General features: G+C 63.5%; 14 protein-coding genes. 6 read left to right on the forward strand and 8 right to left on the reverse strand.

The genetic code is table 11. The features are described 5' to 3' along the window. Positions 1-3 precede the first annotated feature (3 nt). The 3 genes from ACILRA_RS09400 to ACILRA_RS09410 are packed head-to-tail and all read right to left on the reverse strand — an operon-like array spanning position 4 to position 2,695. Positions 4-942 (reverse strand): 3-hydroxyacyl-CoA dehydrogenase, encoded by a 939-nt coding sequence (locus ACILRA_RS09400; protein WP_395661845.1) that lies wholly within the window; start codon positions 940-942, stop codon positions 4-6. Beyond that, positions 939-1,964, reverse strand: coding sequence for an aldo/keto reductase (locus ACILRA_RS09405; RefSeq protein WP_395661846.1), 1,026 nt, complete (start codon positions 1,962-1,964; stop codon positions 939-941). The genes ACILRA_RS09400 and ACILRA_RS09405 overlap by 4 nt, the downstream gene beginning before the upstream one ends. After that, the gene (locus ACILRA_RS09410) at positions 1,961-2,695 is read right to left on the reverse strand and encodes a GntR family transcriptional regulator (RefSeq protein WP_395661847.1); all 735 of its coding nucleotides are present in this window, start codon (positions 2,693-2,695) and stop codon (positions 1,961-1,963) included. The genes ACILRA_RS09405 and ACILRA_RS09410 overlap by 4 nt, the downstream gene beginning before the upstream one ends. A 61-nt stretch (positions 2,696-2,756) precedes the next feature. On the opposite strand from ACILRA_RS09410, the gene ACILRA_RS09415 reads away from it, so the two are divergent. Both ACILRA_RS09415 and ACILRA_RS09420 read left to right on the forward strand, forming a co-directional pair. Beyond that, a complete protein-coding gene (locus ACILRA_RS09415; protein ID WP_395661848.1) occupies positions 2,757-4,292 on the forward strand; it encodes a UxaA family hydrolase in 1,536 nt (511 codons plus the stop codon). A 127-nt stretch (positions 4,293-4,419) separates the two neighbouring features. After that, positions 4,420-6,468, forward strand: a complete 2,049-nt coding sequence (locus tag ACILRA_RS09420; RefSeq protein ID WP_395661849.1) for a transglycosylase domain-containing protein — start codon at positions 4,420-4,422, stop codon at positions 6,466-6,468. A 202-nt stretch (positions 6,469-6,670) separates the two neighbouring features. On the opposite strand, the gene ACILRA_RS09425 is transcribed toward ACILRA_RS09420, so the two are convergent. The 3 genes from ACILRA_RS09425 to ACILRA_RS09435 all read right to left on the reverse strand — a co-directional run bounded on the left by ACILRA_RS09425 (position 6,671) and on the right by ACILRA_RS09435 (position 9,325). After that, on the reverse strand, positions 6,671-7,420 hold the full coding sequence (locus ACILRA_RS09425) for a M48 family metallopeptidase (RefSeq protein ID WP_395661850.1): 750 nt from the start codon (positions 7,418-7,420) through the stop codon (positions 6,671-6,673). Then, complete coding sequence (locus ACILRA_RS09430) at positions 7,368-8,642, reverse strand: polyhydroxyalkanoate depolymerase (RefSeq protein WP_395661851.1); 1,275 nt, start codon at positions 8,640-8,642, stop codon at positions 7,368-7,370. The genes ACILRA_RS09425 and ACILRA_RS09430 overlap by 53 nt, the downstream gene beginning before the upstream one ends. Before the next feature lie 74 nt (positions 8,643-8,716). Then, positions 8,717-9,325 (reverse strand): SCO family protein, encoded by a 609-nt coding sequence (locus ACILRA_RS09435; protein ID WP_395661852.1) that lies wholly within the window; start codon positions 9,323-9,325, stop codon positions 8,717-8,719. Positions 9,326-9,390: 65 nt separating this feature from the next. On the opposite strand from ACILRA_RS09435, the gene ACILRA_RS09440 reads away from it, so the two are divergent. After that, positions 9,391-10,749: an ActS/PrrB/RegB family redox-sensitive histidine kinase gene (locus tag ACILRA_RS09440; RefSeq protein ID WP_395661853.1), complete on the forward strand. Its 1,359-nt coding sequence runs from the start codon at positions 9,391-9,393 to the stop codon at positions 10,747-10,749. A 90-nt stretch (positions 10,750-10,839) separates the two neighbouring features. Further along, positions 10,840-11,385: an ActR/PrrA/RegA family redox response regulator transcription factor gene (locus ACILRA_RS09445; protein WP_395661854.1), complete on the forward strand. Its 546-nt coding sequence runs from the start codon at positions 10,840-10,842 to the stop codon at positions 11,383-11,385. 1 nt (position 11,386) lies between these two features. Here ACILRA_RS09445 and ACILRA_RS09450 read toward each other — a convergent pair whose 3' ends face one another. Continuing rightward, positions 11,387-11,848, reverse strand: coding sequence for an MmcB family DNA repair protein (locus ACILRA_RS09450; RefSeq protein ID WP_395661855.1), 462 nt, complete (start codon positions 11,846-11,848; stop codon positions 11,387-11,389). A gap of 196 nt (positions 11,849-12,044) precedes the next feature. Here ACILRA_RS09450 and ACILRA_RS09455 point away from each other — a divergent pair, with 196 nt between their 5' ends. Then, positions 12,045-12,626, forward strand: a complete 582-nt coding sequence (locus ACILRA_RS09455; RefSeq protein ID WP_395661856.1) for a TRAP transporter small permease subunit — start codon at positions 12,045-12,047, stop codon at positions 12,624-12,626. Further along, complete coding sequence (locus ACILRA_RS09460) at positions 12,623-14,284, forward strand: TRAP transporter large permease subunit (RefSeq protein ID WP_395661857.1); 1,662 nt, start codon at positions 12,623-12,625, stop codon at positions 14,282-14,284. The genes ACILRA_RS09455 and ACILRA_RS09460 overlap by 4 nt, the downstream gene beginning before the upstream one ends. A gap of 229 nt (positions 14,285-14,513) precedes the next feature. Here ACILRA_RS09460 and ACILRA_RS09465 read toward each other — a convergent pair. Next, a partial coding sequence (locus ACILRA_RS09465; RefSeq protein WP_395661858.1) for a TRAP transporter substrate-binding protein occupies positions 14,514-15,588 on the reverse strand: 1,075 nt, incomplete at its 5' end.

The following is a 15,588-nucleotide window of genomic DNA, read 5'->3' on the forward strand; positions in this document are numbered from 1 at the left end:
TGATCAGCGCGGCGTCTTCTTCTCCTGCGCGCGCTTGTGCGCGGCCAGCGCCATTAGCCGCCGGTCACGCCATTGCGTGGCCGCGCCCAGCCTGTCGGACGGAACGTCCGCCCGCCGCTCCGCATCAAGCGTCGCGCCGATGGTTTCTGGCCATGGCCGTGCCGAAGCCTGTTGGTCGCCCACGCGGCGGATCGTCGGTCCATAGCGCGTGAGGTAGTCTGCCACGCCCTGCGGCGCATTGAGGTCAATGGTTTCAATGGGTCCCATGAAGCTCCAGCGCAGCGCGAGCCCATCCTTCACCGTCTTGTCGAGGTCTTCGGCTGAAACATAGCCCTCCGCAATGAGGCGGAAGGCCTCGTTCAGTACCGCCAGTTGCAGGCGGTTCAATATGAAGCCCTCGATCTCACGCTTCACCGTGATGGGAACCATGGCGCAGCCTGCCATGAAATCCCGCGTTCCCGAAATCACCTCGGGCGCTGTGAAATCAGCCCCACACAGCTCCACGATGGGGGCCAGATGCGGCGGGTTCAGCGGATGTGACACGAGGCAGCGGTCCCGCGTCGCGAGACCGCCGAAGATGATCGATGGCATGATGGCCGAGGTTGAGCTGGACAGGATCGCATCGCGCGGAACCAGGGCCTCGACGGCTGCGAACAGCTGCTGCTTGGGCTCCGCTTGTTCCGCGATGTTCTCCTGAACGAAGCCGGCTCCACTCAAGGCGTGCTCAAGGTTCCGCGCAGGCCTTACCCGGGACAGAATTGCACCTGCGTCATCGATCAACCCCTCCGCCGCCATGGCGGGCAGGGTGATGGCGATGTGGCTGAGCGCCCTTTCGACTTGCGCCTCGTCCTGGTCCCACAGCAACACGTCATGGCCGCCGCGCGCGAAGACCATGGCCCAGGACCGGCCGATGAGGCCGGAGCCCAATATGGCGGCCTTCACCGCGGCACCGGCGCGTCTTTGCGGAGCAGTCCCTCGGCCTTGAGCTCCTTCCAAAGCGCCTTTGGCAGCTTCACCCCCATGGTCTTGGCGTTGAGTGCCACTTCCTTGGCGCTGACCCCACCGGGAATGACGCTGACGACCTGGCTGTGATGCAGCGGAAAGCGCAGCGCCGCCTCCGGCAGCTTCACCTTGTGGCGCTTGCAAACGGCCTCGATCTTCGCCACGCGCTCCAGAATATGCTTCGGTGCCGGATCATAATTGTACCAGGCGCCGGGCTTGGGGCCGGTGGCGAGAATGCCGGAATTGTAGGGTCCGCCCAGCACGATGCCCACGCCACGTTCCTCGCACAGCGGCAGGAAGGATTCGAGTGCTTCCTGTTCCAGCAGCGTATAGCGGCCCGCCAGCAGGAAGATGTCGAAGTCGCCCGCCCGCGTCAGCGTCTCGGCGACCTGCCATTCATTGATGCCGGCGCCGAAGGCCTTGATCACCTTCTGCTCGCGCAGCTTGACCAGCGCCTTGTAGCCGCTGCTCATCAGCGTCTTTACATGCGCATCGCGCGCTGCTTCCGACTTGTGCGTGAACACGTCCACGTCATGCACGAAGATAATGTCGATCGAGTCGACACCCAGCCGCTCGAGTGAGAATTCGATGGAGCGCATGAACCCGTCATAGGTGTAGTCGAAGCGCTCCTTGCGGGACGGCGTGTCGAAGAACTTGCCAATCCCCGTGCGCTCCTGCGGAGGGCACACCTCAAGCAGGCGTCCGACCTTGGTGGAGAGCACATAGTCCTTCCGCTTCTTGCCGAAGAGAAAGCGGTTGAGGCGCGTTTCGGAAAGGCCGAGCCCATAAAGCGGTGCCGTATCATAATAGCGGATGCCCGCCTTCCAGGCGGCCTCCAGCGTCTTTTGCGCATCCTCTGGCTCGACCGCCCGGTAGAGATTGCCGATGGGTGCCGTGCCGAATCCCAGTTCGGTGAAGGAGATGGTTTCCCCCGAGGGCGCCTTGAAATTGCGCTTCTTCATGTCTCACTGCCTTTCATGGTGTTGAGGTCTGCAAATAACTCCGGCCGGTCGCGCGCGAAGGATTCGAGCTCCGCCAGTACGGCGTCGAGGTGGCGGTGCATGGCCGATGCAGCTGCCTCGCCATCGCGCTTTTCGAGGGCTGTCACCACAGCCTCATGTTCTGCCAGCGTCAGCTCCAGCCGCCGTCTGGTGTTGAGCAGCCGGCGCACGCGGTCGAGCCCAAGCCGCGCGGTTTCCGTGGCATTGCGGACCCGCTCATAGCCCAGCTGGTCCTGCAGTGCGGCATGGAAGGAAAGGTCGAAGCTATGGAAGCCCTTCAGGTCCTCTGCCTCAATGGCCGCCTGCTGGTAGCGGAGATTGCTGCGGAGCTGGTCGAGCAAGGCAGAAGGTGCGCCCCCGGCGATGCTCCGCACCGTTTCAACCTCGAGTGCGCGGCGGAAGAACATGTTCTCGCGCGCATCCGAAATCTTGATCAGCGCCACGCGGGAGCCGCTCTGCGGAATGATGTCGACCAGCCCCTCTGCCGCCAGCCGGTTCATCGCCTCACCCACAGGAAAGCGGGATACGCCCATGCGTGCGGCAATCGCCTGCTTGTCCAGGAATTCCCCCGGTTTCAGGTCCAGCTGCACGATGGCTTCCCGCAGCGCCGTATGCACCCGGGCCGTGGCGCCGGCAGGTGCCGCGCTCCGTCCCGGGCTCAAGAATTCATAGGTGACGGCGGAATCTGGCATGCTAACATGTTAGCTGGATTCCCCGGACGAGCAAGCCCTCAGCCATAGAGTGAGACCCGACATGATTTCGAGCGTTCCCAAGCTTCCCCGCATGCTGCGCCTTTCGGACCAGGACAATGTCCTTGTCGCCATCGAGACCGTGGACAAGGGTGCCGCAGCGCCCGAGGGCATCACTGCGCTGGACCGTATCGGCAAGGGCCATAAGATGGCGGCCGCCGCCATTGCAGCGGGCGAACCCGTACGCAAGTTCGGCCAGATCATCGGCTTCGCCAAGGTGGATATCCCGAAGGGTTCGTGGGTGCATGAGCACAATACCGGCGTGCATGATTTCGCCCGCGACTATGCCTTCGCGCAGGACGCGCAGCCGGAAGACATTCTGCCAATCGAAGCTCAAGCCACCTTCCAGGGCATCCGCCGCGCCAACGGCAAGGTCGGCACGCGCAACTACATTGGCGTCCTCACCTCGGTGAACTGCTCGGCGACCGTCGCGGGCTTCATCGCCGAAGAGGTGAACCGCTCCGGCATGCTGGACGCCTATCCAAACATTGACGGCATCGTGGCCCTCAAGATGGACAATGGCTGCGTGATCGACTACCGCGGCGCCATTTTCGACATCCTCAAGCGCACCGCCTGGGGCTATGCGACGAACCCCAACATGGGCGGCGTGCTGATGGTGGGGCTGGGCTGCGAAGGCTTCCAGATCCCGCGCTTCAAGGAGGCCTATAACGTCACCGAGAATGAATTGTTCCGTACCATGACGATTCAGGAAACGGGGGGCACCCGCAAGACCGTGGCCGCGGGCGTTGCCGCCATCAAGGAGATGCTGCCCCACGTCAACAACGTGAAGCGCGAGACCTGTCACGCCTCGGACCTTATCGTAGCGCTGCAATGCGGCGGCTCCGACGGCTATTCCGGCATCACCGCCAACCCGGCGCTGGGCGCTGCCGTCGATATTCTGGTCAGGCATGGCGGCACCGGCATCCTGTCTGAAACGCCTGAAATCTATGGCGCAGAGCATCTGCTCACGCGGCGTGCCGCCAGCAGGGAGGTGGGCGAAAAGCTCGTCGACATCATAAAGTGGTGGGAAGACTATACCAGCCGCAACAACATGGAGATGAACAACAACCCCTCTCCGGGCAACAAGCTGGGTGGCCTTACCACCATCCTTGAAAAGTCGCTGGGCGCTGCCGCCAAGGGCGGCACCACCACGCTCCGCCACGTCTACCGCTACGCCGAGCCCGTCACCGGCAAGGGCTTCGTCTTCATGGATACGCCGGGCTATGATCCGGTAGCAGCCACCGGCCAGGTGGCGGGCGGCGCCAATCTCCTGTGCTTCACCACGGGCCGTGGCTCCGCCTATGGCTGCAAGCCCGTTCCCTCGATCAAGCTTGCCACCAACTCCGACATCTACCACCGCATGATCGACGACATGGACATCAACTGCGGCGACATCCTCGATGGTGTCTCGATTCAGGAGAAGGGCCAGCAGATCTTCGAGATGATGCTGAAAGTTGCATCGGGCCAGCACACCAAGTCGGAAGAGCTGGGTTATGGCGACAATGAATATGTGCCCTGGCACGTCGGCGCCATGATGTAGGCTGCTGCGGTAGTCATCATTGCAACATGATTCCGGCGGAAAGAAATCCTTCAACCGGACGCCATGTGGTTAACGAACCGTAAATCGGTAGCTGCTAGCTCATGCCGGTCAGGAGTGCCGGAGATCGATGGGCGTTTCGAGCAAGCGAGGCCGCAGTAAGCAGCAGATCGAGCCGCAGCTTTTCAGCGGCGGGAGCAAAGGCAGGAACGGAGGCCAGCCGGCAGGCCGGGCTCCGGTCCGCCGCAAGCGACGGTCGGTCCTGTGGGCACTGTTCCGGTTCGGATTCTCCCTTGCCTTCGCCGGGGCGGCAGGTCTTGCGGCATTGTTCGGCTACATCTGGTTCACGCTGGACCAGCAGGGCCTCCTCAAGATCCCGGAGCGTGATCCCGGCATCATGATCCTTGCGTCCGATGGATCCGTGCTCGCAGAACGAGGCTCCTTCAACGGAGACGATGTTCGCCTGGCCGAACTGCCGGACTATGTGCCCAAAGCGGTAATGGCCATTGAGGACCGCCGCTTCTACAGCCATTACGGCATCGATCCGATCGGGCTTCTGCGTGCGGCCTACGCAAATTATGCCTCGGGCCGCGTGGTACAGGGCGGCTCCACCCTCACCCAGCAGCTGGCCAAGAACCTCTTCCTCAACCCGGACCGGACCATCGAGCGCAAGCTTCAGGAGGTGGTGCTCGCCGTCTGGCTGGAATCGCAATTCACCAAGGACGACATCCTCCAGCTCTACCTGAACCGCGTCTATTTCGGCGGGGGCGCCATCGGCATCGAGAAGGCGGCCCAAACCTATTTTCAGAAGCCTGCCTCGGAACTCACCATCGCTGAGGCCGCCACGCTTGCAGGCGTGCTCAAGGCGCCGAGCGCCAGCAATCCGGTGTCGAACCCGAAGGCCGCAGCAGAGCGCGCCAGACTTGTACTCGACAGCATGGCGGAGGCGGGCTTCATCACCGCCGAGGAGGCAGCCGAAAGCGCCAGCACCCCGGCGGAAGCCCGCGCGCTGCCCTTTGCTTCAGCCAAGTACTATGTTGTCGACTGGGTCGGTGAGCAGCTTCCCGAATTCGTCAAGGACTATGGGCAGTCGCTCGTCGTCGAGACGACGATCGATCCCGTCCTCCAGGCCCAGGCAGAGGCAGAACTCCGCAAGGAACTCAGGTCGGAAGGCACCAAGCTCAGAGCCGGACAAGGGGCCATGGTGGTGATGGATGGCGGCGGCGCCGTGCTGGCCATGGTGGGCGGCAGTTCCTACCGGAAGAGTCAATTCAACCGGGTCACCCAGGCCAAGCGGCAGCCGGGTTCCGCCTTCAAGCCCTTCGTCTTCCTGGCCGCACTTGAACGCGGCTACACCCCGGATACGGTCGAGGTCGACGAGCCGGTGAAGATCGGCAACTGGAGCCCTGAGAATTACCGCCGGAAATATCTGGGCCCCGTGGCACTCGAGACCGCGCTTGCCCTGTCGCTCAATACCGTTGCGGCAAAGCTCGCGGTCACCGCGGGGCCGAAAGCCGTGGCCGCGGTGGCGCACCGCCTTGGCATTGTCTCTCCCCTCGGCAGCGATGCCTCGCTCGCACTGGGAACATCCGAGGTCACGCTGCTCGAGCTCACCTCGGCCTTCGTGCCCTTCTCGAACGGCGGCTATCCCGTCTCGCCTTTCGCCGTCACCCGGATCCTCACCCGCGACGGCCGCGTCGTCTATGAGCGCAACGGCTCCGGCTTTCCCAGGGTCGTCACCGACAACGACCTCTATGGCATGAACCGCATGATGCGCCTCGTTGTCACCGACGGCACCGGCAGCCGGGCGGCTTTCCCGGGCTTCGACATCGCCGGCAAGACGGGAACCAGCCAGGATTACCGCGACGCCTGGTTCATCGGCTACACCAGCGATCTGATCGCCGGGGTCTGGGTCGGCAACGACGACAATTCGCCAACGAAGAAGGTCACGGGTGGACTGCTGCCCGCCGAAATCTGGCGCAAGGTGATGGAGTCCGCCCACCGCGGCCTCACCCCGCGGCCGCTTCCGGGCGAACCGCTGGTCGCGATGCGGGAGCCCACCACAATATCCGAGGTGCTTTACGAGCAGGGCGCGGCGGAGGAATCGGCGCGGTCCGCGCCGCCTAAGGAGAAGCGAGGCTTCTTCGAAAGGCTCTTCGGCGGCTTCTCGCGTCAATAGAGCATGATCCGCAAAAGTGGAAACTACTTTTGCGACAAGATCATGCTCAAGCAATTGATCTTGCGCGAGTTCCTTTCGACCAGGTGATTCCACCTGGTCGGAGCGCGCGTCGGCCTACCCGCAATGGTGAGGTGCGGGAAACCAACAAGCTCACGGCCTATGAGCGCATGCTGCGAAGGCAGGATGACCGCTGTCCAGGGCCCTACGTCACCACGCGGTGAACCTCCTGGCCATGCGCGCGCAACCAGTTCTTGGCCCGCGCCGCGTCATGGCAATGCGTCAGCACCAGCCGCCAGAAGCGCGGGCTATGGTCGAGGTACCTGAGATGGGCCACCTCATGGGCAGCGACGTAGTCCAGCACATAGCCGGGCGCGAGGATGAGGCGCCAGGAAAAGGAAAGATCGCCGCTGGCAGAGCATGAACCCCAGCGGCTTCGCTGGTCGCGGATGGTGATCCGCCGGTAACGCACGCCCATCAGCGACGCGTAATGCTCGCTTGCTTCTGTCAGGTCCTCCCGCGCCGCCGCCTTGAGGAAGTCTGTCAGCCGCCGCCTCACATGCGCGGCATCGCCTGGAACCTCGATGATCGACCGGTCGGCATCGATCCGCACCAGGCCGCGCCTTGTGTCCACGTGGCGGATCTCATGGCCGATGCCACGAAACGGCAGCACATGGCCGGGTGCAAGCTGGATGAGGCCGCCGCGGCTTCTCACCCGCTCCTCGATCCAGCCGCGGGAGCGTGCGGTGAATTCCAGCGCCCTGACGCGTGAGACCCCGTTGGGAACCGTGACAAGCACCCCGGTCCCTGAGGAGTTCAGGCGCAGCACCAGGCGGCGCGCCTGCGCGTGGCGCCTGAACACGACGTCCAGCACCTCATCGCCGATGGCGATGCGGGAAGGCTCAAGCGGTCTTGGGGCGGCCGTTCGCTGCAGGCTTCTGAGAAGTCCGATCATCAGCGTTCTTATTCACGAAGGCGACGATTCGCGGAACGATTTCCTTGCGGAACCTGGAGCCGTTGAACACGCCATAATGGCCCACGCCAGGCTGCAGGTGATGCAGCTTCTTCTCCTTTGGAAGGTTCGAGCACAGGTCCTGCGCCGCTTCCGTCTGGCCCACGCCGGAGATGTCGTCGCGTTCACCTTCGATGGTCATCAGCGCCGTCTGCGTGATCTTCGAAGGATCGACGCGGCTGTTGCGGTGCGTCAGCGTTCCCTTAGGCAGGTCGTGCGTCACGAACACCTTCTCGACCGTCTGCAGGTAGAAGTCGGCGGTCAGGTCCATCACCGACATGTATTCATCGTAGAACTCGCGGTGCTTCTCGGCGGAATCACCATCTCCCTCGACGAGGTGCCAGAACAGCTCGCGGTGGGCGTCGATGTGGCGGTCGAGGTTCATGGTCATGAACCCGCCAAGCTGCAGGAAGCCGGGATAGACGTCGCGCATCATGCCGGCATGGGGTGCCGGCACCTTCATGATCACGTTGTTGCGGAACCAGTCCATGCCTTTCTCTTCGGCGAGGCGGTTCACTGCTGTCGGGTTGCGGCGCGTATCGATGGGACCGCCGATCAGGATCATGGTCCGGGGTGCTGCGGGGTCCTTTGCGGCATTCATCAGCGCCACCGCCGCCATGACGGGAACCGAAGGCTGGCAGACTGCCATGACGCTCGTGTCCGGCCCGAGGTGGCGGAGAAACTCCGTGACATAGTCAACATAGTCGTCGAGGTCGAAGCTGCCCTCGAGCAGGGGCACCGTGCGGGCGTCCACCCAGTCCGTGATGTAGACGTCGTAGTGCGGCAGCATGGCTTCCACCGTGCCGCGCAGCAGCGTGGCGTAGTGGCCTGACATCGGCGCCACGATCAGCAGCTTGTGCTGCTTGCGCTTGCCGTCCCACAGCTTCCGGAAGTTGACGAGCGTACAGAACGGCTTCTTGAGGCTCACCTCTTCTTCGACGGCGACGAGGTCGTCATCGACGATGGTGTCGGTGATGCCGAATTCAGGCTTGGCGTAGCGCCGGGTGGTGCGTTCGAAAAGCTCAAGCGAAGCGGCCCAGGACCGGCCGAGCTGGGTCGTCGAGAGAGGATTGGCCGGGCTTCGCCAGAAGCTGATGCCTGCGTCGGCCACGGCGCGCCATGGGGCAAGCGCCGCATGGTTCATTTCATATAGGTAGTATAGCACAACCCGAAAACCCCCGGTGACATCAAAGGGTAGCAACTACCCCCGGCAGGGGCAACCGCTCATTTCATCCGACTTTAGGGGGAAACAGTAATTGCTTTCTTCAGTTCCGAAGTGAGCTTTTCCACGTCGGTGATGTAAGCGAAGTGCTTCACGAAGCTGCCGTCCTCGTCCATCAGGTAGATGATGCTCGAGTGGTCCATCAGGTAGTCGCCGGGAGCGTTCTGGTTTGCCGCCTTCGCATAATAGACGCGATAGGCCTTTGCCATCGCGGCGATCTCCTCCGGCGTGCCGGTGAGGCCGATCAGCCGCGGGCCGAAATTCGCGACATAGGCCTTCATGACCTCGGGCGTATCGCGCTCCGGATCGACCGACACGAAGACCGGCTGTATCTTTTCCGCCGCAGGTCCCATCGCATCGAGGGCCGCCGTCATCACCTGGAGTTCGGTGGGGCAGATGTCGGGGCAGTAGGTGAAGCCGAAGAACACCAGCATGTATCGCCCGAGGAAATCCTTCTCCGTCACCCGGCGTCCGTCCTGGTCGGTCAGGCTGAAGGGGCCGCCCACCAATGCGACGCCCGAGCCCTGTGGCTGCGCCGCCTGCCTGATCGTCCAGGCATAGCCCCCGAGTCCCGCCGCAAGAAGCAGGATGGCAGCGGCAAAGATCAGGACGGCACGTCGCGGCATGAGGCTTTTTCTTCCTTTCGCCGTCCACATAAGCCTAGATTGGCCCATTCTCAATGCAAGGGCGCGTGACCGGTTACCGCATGCCGCAGGACCTCTATCCGCAACTCGCCACGGGCGATGCCGAAATTGGCATGCTCCGGCTGCGCACGCTGGTGCGGCTGCGCTGGCTCGCCATCGTCGGGCAGACGGGGGCGGTGCTCGGGGTTCATTTCGTGCTGGGCTTTCCGCTTCCGCTGGGCCTTTGCCTCGCCGTCATCGCCTTCAGCGCCTGGCTCAACATCTTTCTCACGATTCGCTGGCGCAAGAGCATCAGGCTGCACGAAACCCATGCAGGCCTGCTCCTCGTCTATGACGTTCTGCAGTTGGCCGCCTTGCTGTTTCTCACGGGTGGCCTTGAGAATCCGTTCGCGTTTCTCTTCCTGGTTCCCGTCACCATCTCCGCAACCTCGCTGTCGATGCGCTGGACCCTGCTGCTGGGCCTCATGGCGCTCGCCGCCGCCACATTCCTTTCATTCTACCACTATCCGCTGCCGTGGGTTCCGGGCCAGGCGCTTGAGCTTCCGGATGTCTACATCGGCGGCATGTGGGCGGCGATCATGAGCGGCGTGGTGTTCTCCGCCATCTATGCGCGCCGCATCGCGGATGAGGCCCGCCAGATGTCGGCGGCGCTGTCCGCCACCGAAATGGTGCTGGCCCGGGAACAGCGGCTCTCGGCGCTTGATGGTCTTGCCGCCGCCGCCGCCCATGAACTCGGAACACCGCTCGCGACGATCGCGCTGGTCGCGAAGGAACTGAAGCGCGAACTGCCGCTCGAAGGCTCCCACAAGGAGGACATCGACCTGCTGATCAGCCAGACCGCGCGCTGCCGTGAAATTCTGGCCCGCCTGTCCAGCCGCGAGGCGCAGACCGACGAGATGTACCAGCGCACCAGGATTCTCGTGATGATCGAGGACCTGATCGCCCCCTTGAGGGGCTCCGACGTGGTGATCGCCGTCACCAGCACCGCCGATCTCCACGACCGAGCCGCAGAGAACGAGCCGGTGCTGAGACGCAACCCGGCCATCGCCTACGGCCTTGGCAACCTTCTCGAGAACGCCGTCGACTTCGCCCAGACCCGCGTGGAGGTCGATGCCCGCTGGACTGCGGCACAGGTCTCGATCACGGTCAGGGACGACGGGCCGGGCTTTCAGGAAAACATCTTCGACAGGCTGGGCGATCCCTTCGTGACGAGCAGGCCGGGCTATGGCGAGGAAACCGGCGAACCTGGCCGGCATGAGGGCATGGGCCTCGGATTCTTCATCGCCAAGACGCTGCTGGAGCGCTCCGGCGCCTCCGTCTCGCTTGCCAACCGCCTCGCGCCGGAACACGGGGCAGTTGTCCACGTCGTCTGGCCGCGCGGCAGCATTGATCTTGGCAGGCCCTGAATCCGTAAGAGACACAGAACGTTGAACCCGCTGGCCCAAAGGGCTAGAGAGCGGGTCAAGCAGAGATAGAAACCGCCAGTCAGGGATTGAATGACAAACGCCGCTCTTCCCGCCGACAAGACCCTGCTTCTCGTTGATGACGACAAGCCCTTCCTCACGCGTCTCGCAAAGGCGATGGAGACGAGGGGTTTCGAGGTGCTGATGGCTGAATCCGTGGCTGAAGGCGTGGCGCTGGTGAAACGCGCAGCGCCCTCCTTCGCGGTGGTCGATCTGCGGCTCGGCGATGGCAACGGGCTGGATGTGATCGAGGCGCTTCACCAGGCCAGGCCCGAGGCGCGCGCGGTGGTGCTGACGGGTTATGGCAATATCGCGACGGCGGTGACGGCCGTGAAGCTTGGCGCCATCGATTATCTTGCAAAGCCCGCCGATGCCGATGCCGTCTATGGCGCGCTCGTGGGCGATACCGACAGCCGTGCTGCGCTGCCGGACAACCCGATGTCCGCCGACCGTGTGAGGTGGGAGCACATCCAGCGCGTCTACGAACTCTGCAGCCGCAATGTCTCTGAAACGGCGCGCCGGCTCAACATGCATCGCCGCACCCTGCAGCGTATCCTGGCCAAGCGGGCGCCAAAATAGATCAGAAGCCGTCCGCCGGCGGGTCATGAAGCCCGTGCAACCGCAGCGCTGCTGCCCGTGCGAATGCAAGCGTCAGCGCCTTGCGGCGCGCGGCGTGAAGGATCGCCGCCTCCGTCATCCGCAGGATGTCCGCCCCCCAGCTGTCCGCCACGATGAGCCCGGTATCCGGCGGCATCATCGCAGTGTCCATGGAGGCCGGAATGGCGAAGAACAGCCGGTCGCAATAGTCCCGGTACTCTGGCCATTTGACATCAGCGCGAAAATCCCCAGGCGAGGACTTGATCTCGATAATCCAGATCTCGCCCGCCGCCCCGATCCCGATGATGTCGGCCCGCCGCCCCGAAGCAAGCGTGAATTCAGGCAGGACGGCGAAGCCTGAGGCCCGCATCAGCCGGGCCACGCCGCGCTGGATCATCAGGGCCGTCTCCGACTGCCGCCCGTCGGGCTTGAGTTGCAGGCGCATTCTTGCCTCTTGTTCCAATTGCCGCCCTTCGCCGCGCGCGCGCTGCGGCCAGGTGGAATCACCTGGTCGAAAAGAACGCGCGCAAGATCAATTACTTGAGCATGATCTTGCCGCAAAAGTGGTTTCCTCTTTTGCAGATCATGCTCTAATCTCTGCGCCAGAAAACGCACGCCGGTCAACCGCGGAACGGGACGCCATGACGACTGCCCTGCTTGCCTTCAGCCGGTTCATCGATCGGGTCACCGCCTTCATCGGCCGCAACGTCAAGTGGGCGATCCTTGCGGCGATCCTGGTCTCGGCTGGCAATGCGATCTCCAGGAAGGCCTTCGACCTCAGCTCCAACGCGTGGCTCGAGTTGCAGTGGCTGCTCTTCGGGGCGGCCTTCATGCTGGCTGCTGCCTATACGCTCCAGCAGAATGCCCATGTGCGCATCGATGTCGTATCGGGCAGGCTCTCGAAGCGCACGCGTGACGTCATCGATCTCCTCGGCCATCTCCTGATCCTCGCTCCCGTCAGCCTCATCCTGCTCTGGCTCTCCTGGCCCTATTTCCAGGACAGCTTCCTGCAGGGCGAAATCTCCAGCAATGCCGGGGGGCTGCCGGTCTGGCCCGCCAAATTCCTGATTTTCGCCGGCATGCTCCTGCTCTGCCTGCAAATGGTGTCGGAGGTGATCAAGCGCTGCATGGTGCTCGCCGGCCACATTGATGATCCTGCTCCCGTGCCCTTCCACGGCCATGCACCGCCGGTTCCCTCGCCCGGCGGAGCCCGCCCCGAATGATCGATCTCCTCGCGCACAACCTGGCGCCGGTGATGTTCCTGGCGCTGATCGGCTTCCTGCTGCTCGGCTATCCCGTCGCCTTCGCGCTCGCCGCCAATGGTCTCCTCTTCTTCGTCATTGCGGTGGAGCTCTCGCCCTATTCGGATGAGATCGCGCTGTCCTGGCCGCTGCTGCAGACGCTTCCCGGCCGCGTTCTCGACGTGATGCGCAACGAGACCCTGCTCGCCATTCCCTTCTTCACCTTCATGGGCATCGTGCTCGAGAAATCGGGACTTGCCGAGGACATACTGGACACGGTGGGCCAGCTCTTCGGCCCGGTGCGTGGCGGCCTCGCCTTCGCCGTCATCCTCGTGGGCGCGCTGCTTGCGGCCACCACGGGCGTTGTGGCCGCCTCCGTCATCGCCATGGGCCTGATCTCGCTCCCCATCATGCTGCGTTATGGCTATGACAGGTCACTCGCCACGGGCGTGATCGCGGCATCGGGCACGCTGGCGCAGATCATCCCGCCCTCGATCGTGCTCATCGTGCTGGCCGACCAGCTCGGCCGCTCGGTCGGCGATTTCTATGCCGGGGCATTGGTCCCGGGCCTGATGCTCGCCGGGCTCTATGGCGCCTACATCGGCGTTCTCGCCATCTTCCGCCCGCAGATGGTGCCTGCCCTGCCCACGTCCGCGCGGAGCCTGACTGGAAGCCCCGTTCCGCTGCTCGCCCTTCTTCTTCTGGCCGCCGCCACTGGCGCCGTTGCCTTCTGGCTATTCTCCGGCACGCTTGGGGAGGGGGCCGGTGTATGGGCCGCCGTGCTGGCGGTGGTGCTCGCCTATGGCCTCGCCGAGGCGGACCAGCGCCTGGGTGTCAACCTGCTCTCCGAACTGGCGCGCCGGGTGGTGCTGGTTCTGGTGCCGCCGCTGGCCCTCATCTTCCTGGTGCTGGGCACTATCTTTCTCGGGGTTGCCACCCCCACGGAGGGCGGGGCCATGGGTGCCGCGGGCGCGCTGGCGCTCGCCACCGCACGCCGGCGCTTCGGCGTCCGCCTGCTGAGCGAGGCGCTGGAAGCGACGACGCGGCTCTCCTGCTTCGTCATCTTCATCCTCATCGGCAGCCGCATCTTCTCGCTCACCTTCTATGGCATCAACGGCCATGTCTGGGTGGAGGAGCTGTTCCTCGGGCTTCCGGGCGGTATCTGGGCCTTCCTGCTCGCGGTTAACCTGCTGGTCTTCATCCTGGGCTGCTTTCTCGACTTCTTCGAGATCGCCTTCATCGTGGTGCCGCTGCTGGCGCCGGTGGCCTCCGCCTTCGGCATTGATCTCGTGTGGTTCGGCATCATCATCGCCATGAACCTGCAGACCAGCTTCCTCACGCCGCCCTTCGGCTTCGCCCTGTTCTATATGCGCTCCGTGGCGCCGGCCGCGCCCTTTGCCGACAAGCTGACAGGGCGCACCATCGCCGGCGTCAGCACCGCGCAGATCTACCTCGGCGCGGCGAGATTCATCGTGCTCCAGGTCGTGATGATCGTCGTCGTCGTCATGTTCCCTGGCCTCGTCATCAGCGAAAAGCCGCCGCCGGTCGATCCCGCTACCATCGAGATCCAGATTCCCCAGCCCGTGCCGGACGGCGGAGAGAGCGATGGCGGCATCCCGCCGCCACCATCCTTCGACTGATTTTTAGAGCATGATCCGCAAAAGTGGAAACCACTTTTGCGAAAAGATCATGCTCAAGCCATTGAATTTGCGCGAGTTCTTTTCGACCAGGTGATTCCACCTGGTCGGAACGCGCGCGAGAGCATGATCCGCAAAAGTGGAAACCACTTTTGCGAAAAGATCATGCTCAAGCCATTGAACTTGCGCGAGTTCTTTTCGACCATGTGAGTCCACCTGGTCGGAACGCGCGCTAGAGAGCCTTCTTGCGCTGCTGTGCCATCATGAAGTTGTCGTAGGTGGCTTCTGAAACCTGCTGCCAGAGATAGCCATCGGCCCGAAAGGCCATCATCGCATCATGGATCTTCCGGAACGTCTCGTTCTTGGCGCTGATCTCGGCGTAGGAGTCCCGCGCCGCCGCGAAACAGGCTTCCATGACGTCCTGTGGGAAGGGGCGCAGCACGGCGCCGTTGGCGACAAGCCGCTTGAGCGCTGCAGGGTTCTTGTGGTCATAGGCGGCCAGCATGTTGCTGTTGGCCATCTGGCAGCCCGCCATGACGATGGCCTGGTAGGACTTCGGCAACTCGTTCCACTTCGCCAGGTTCACCATGTGGTGCAACATGGCGCCGCCTTCCCACCAGCCGGGATAATAGTAGTATTTCGCCACCTTGTAGATGCCGAGCTTCTCGTCATCGGCGGGGCCGACGAACTCGGTGGCATCGATCGTACCCTTCTCGAGTGCTGGATAGACATCCGCCCCGCTCAGCTGCTGCGGCACCACGCCGAGCTTCGAGATCACCGCGCCGCCGAAACCGGCGATCCGGAATTTGAGGCCTTTGAGGTCATCGACCGAATTGATCTCCTTGCGGAACCATCCGCCCATCTGCGCACCCGTGTTCCCGGCCGGGAACGCCACGAGATTGTGGGTGGCATAGAACGCGTTCATCAGATCCATGCCGCCGCCCTGATACATCCAGGCATTCTGCTGACGGACGTTGAGGCCGAAAGGCACCGCCGTGCCGAAGGCGAAGGTGGGATCCTTGCCCCAGTAGTAATAGCTCGCCGTCTGGCACATCTCGATCGAGCCACGGCCCACCTCGTTGGCCGCCTCGAGTGCCGGGGCGATCTCACCCGCCGGGAAGACCTGGATCTGGAACCTGTTGTCGGTCGCCTCCGCAACGAATTTGGCGAACTGGTCTGCGGTGGCGTAGAGGATCTCGAGCGCCTTGGGAAAGCTCGAGGTCATCCGCCACGTGATCTCCGGCGACCCCTGTGCGATGGCTGGCGCAGCGAGGGCGGGCAGGGCCGCAGCGGCAGCGCCTGATGAT

The sequence above is a fragment of the Aestuariivirga sp. genome (genome assembly GCF_044239095.1).
GTDB lineage: Bacteria > Pseudomonadota > Alphaproteobacteria > Rhizobiales > Aestuariivirgaceae > Aestuariivirga.

Bases quoted from the DNA above. Each gene is read 5' to 3' on its own strand.
- ACILRA_RS09410 (WP_395661847.1), bottom strand. From the start codon at position 2,695: ATGCCAGATTCCGCCGTCACCTATGAATTCTTGAGCCCGGGACGGAGC.
- ACILRA_RS09415 (WP_395661848.1), top strand. From the start codon at position 2,757: ATGATTTCGAGCGTTCCCAAGCTTCCCCGCATGCTGCGCCTTTCGGAC.
- ACILRA_RS09450 (WP_395661855.1), bottom strand. From the start codon at position 11,848: ATGCGCCTGCAACTCAAGCCCGACGGGCGGCAGTCGGAGACGGCCCTG.
- ACILRA_RS09455 (WP_395661856.1), top strand. From the start codon at position 12,045: ATGACGACTGCCCTGCTTGCCTTCAGCCGGTTCATCGATCGGGTCACC.
- ACILRA_RS09405 (WP_395661846.1), bottom strand. From the start codon at position 1,964: ATGAAGAAGCGCAATTTCAAGGCGCCCTCGGGGGAAACCATCTCCTTC.
- ACILRA_RS09435 (WP_395661852.1), bottom strand. From the start codon at position 9,325: ATGCCGCGACGTGCCGTCCTGATCTTTGCCGCTGCCATCCTGCTTCTT.
- ACILRA_RS09445 (WP_395661854.1), top strand. From the start codon at position 10,840: ATGACAAACGCCGCTCTTCCCGCCGACAAGACCCTGCTTCTCGTTGAT.
- ACILRA_RS09425 (WP_395661850.1), bottom strand. From the start codon at position 7,420: ATGATCGGACTTCTCAGAAGCCTGCAGCGAACGGCCGCCCCAAGACCG.
- ACILRA_RS09420 (WP_395661849.1), top strand. From the start codon at position 4,420: ATGGGCGTTTCGAGCAAGCGAGGCCGCAGTAAGCAGCAGATCGAGCCG.
- ACILRA_RS09460 (WP_395661857.1), top strand. From the start codon at position 12,623: ATGATCGATCTCCTCGCGCACAACCTGGCGCCGGTGATGTTCCTGGCG.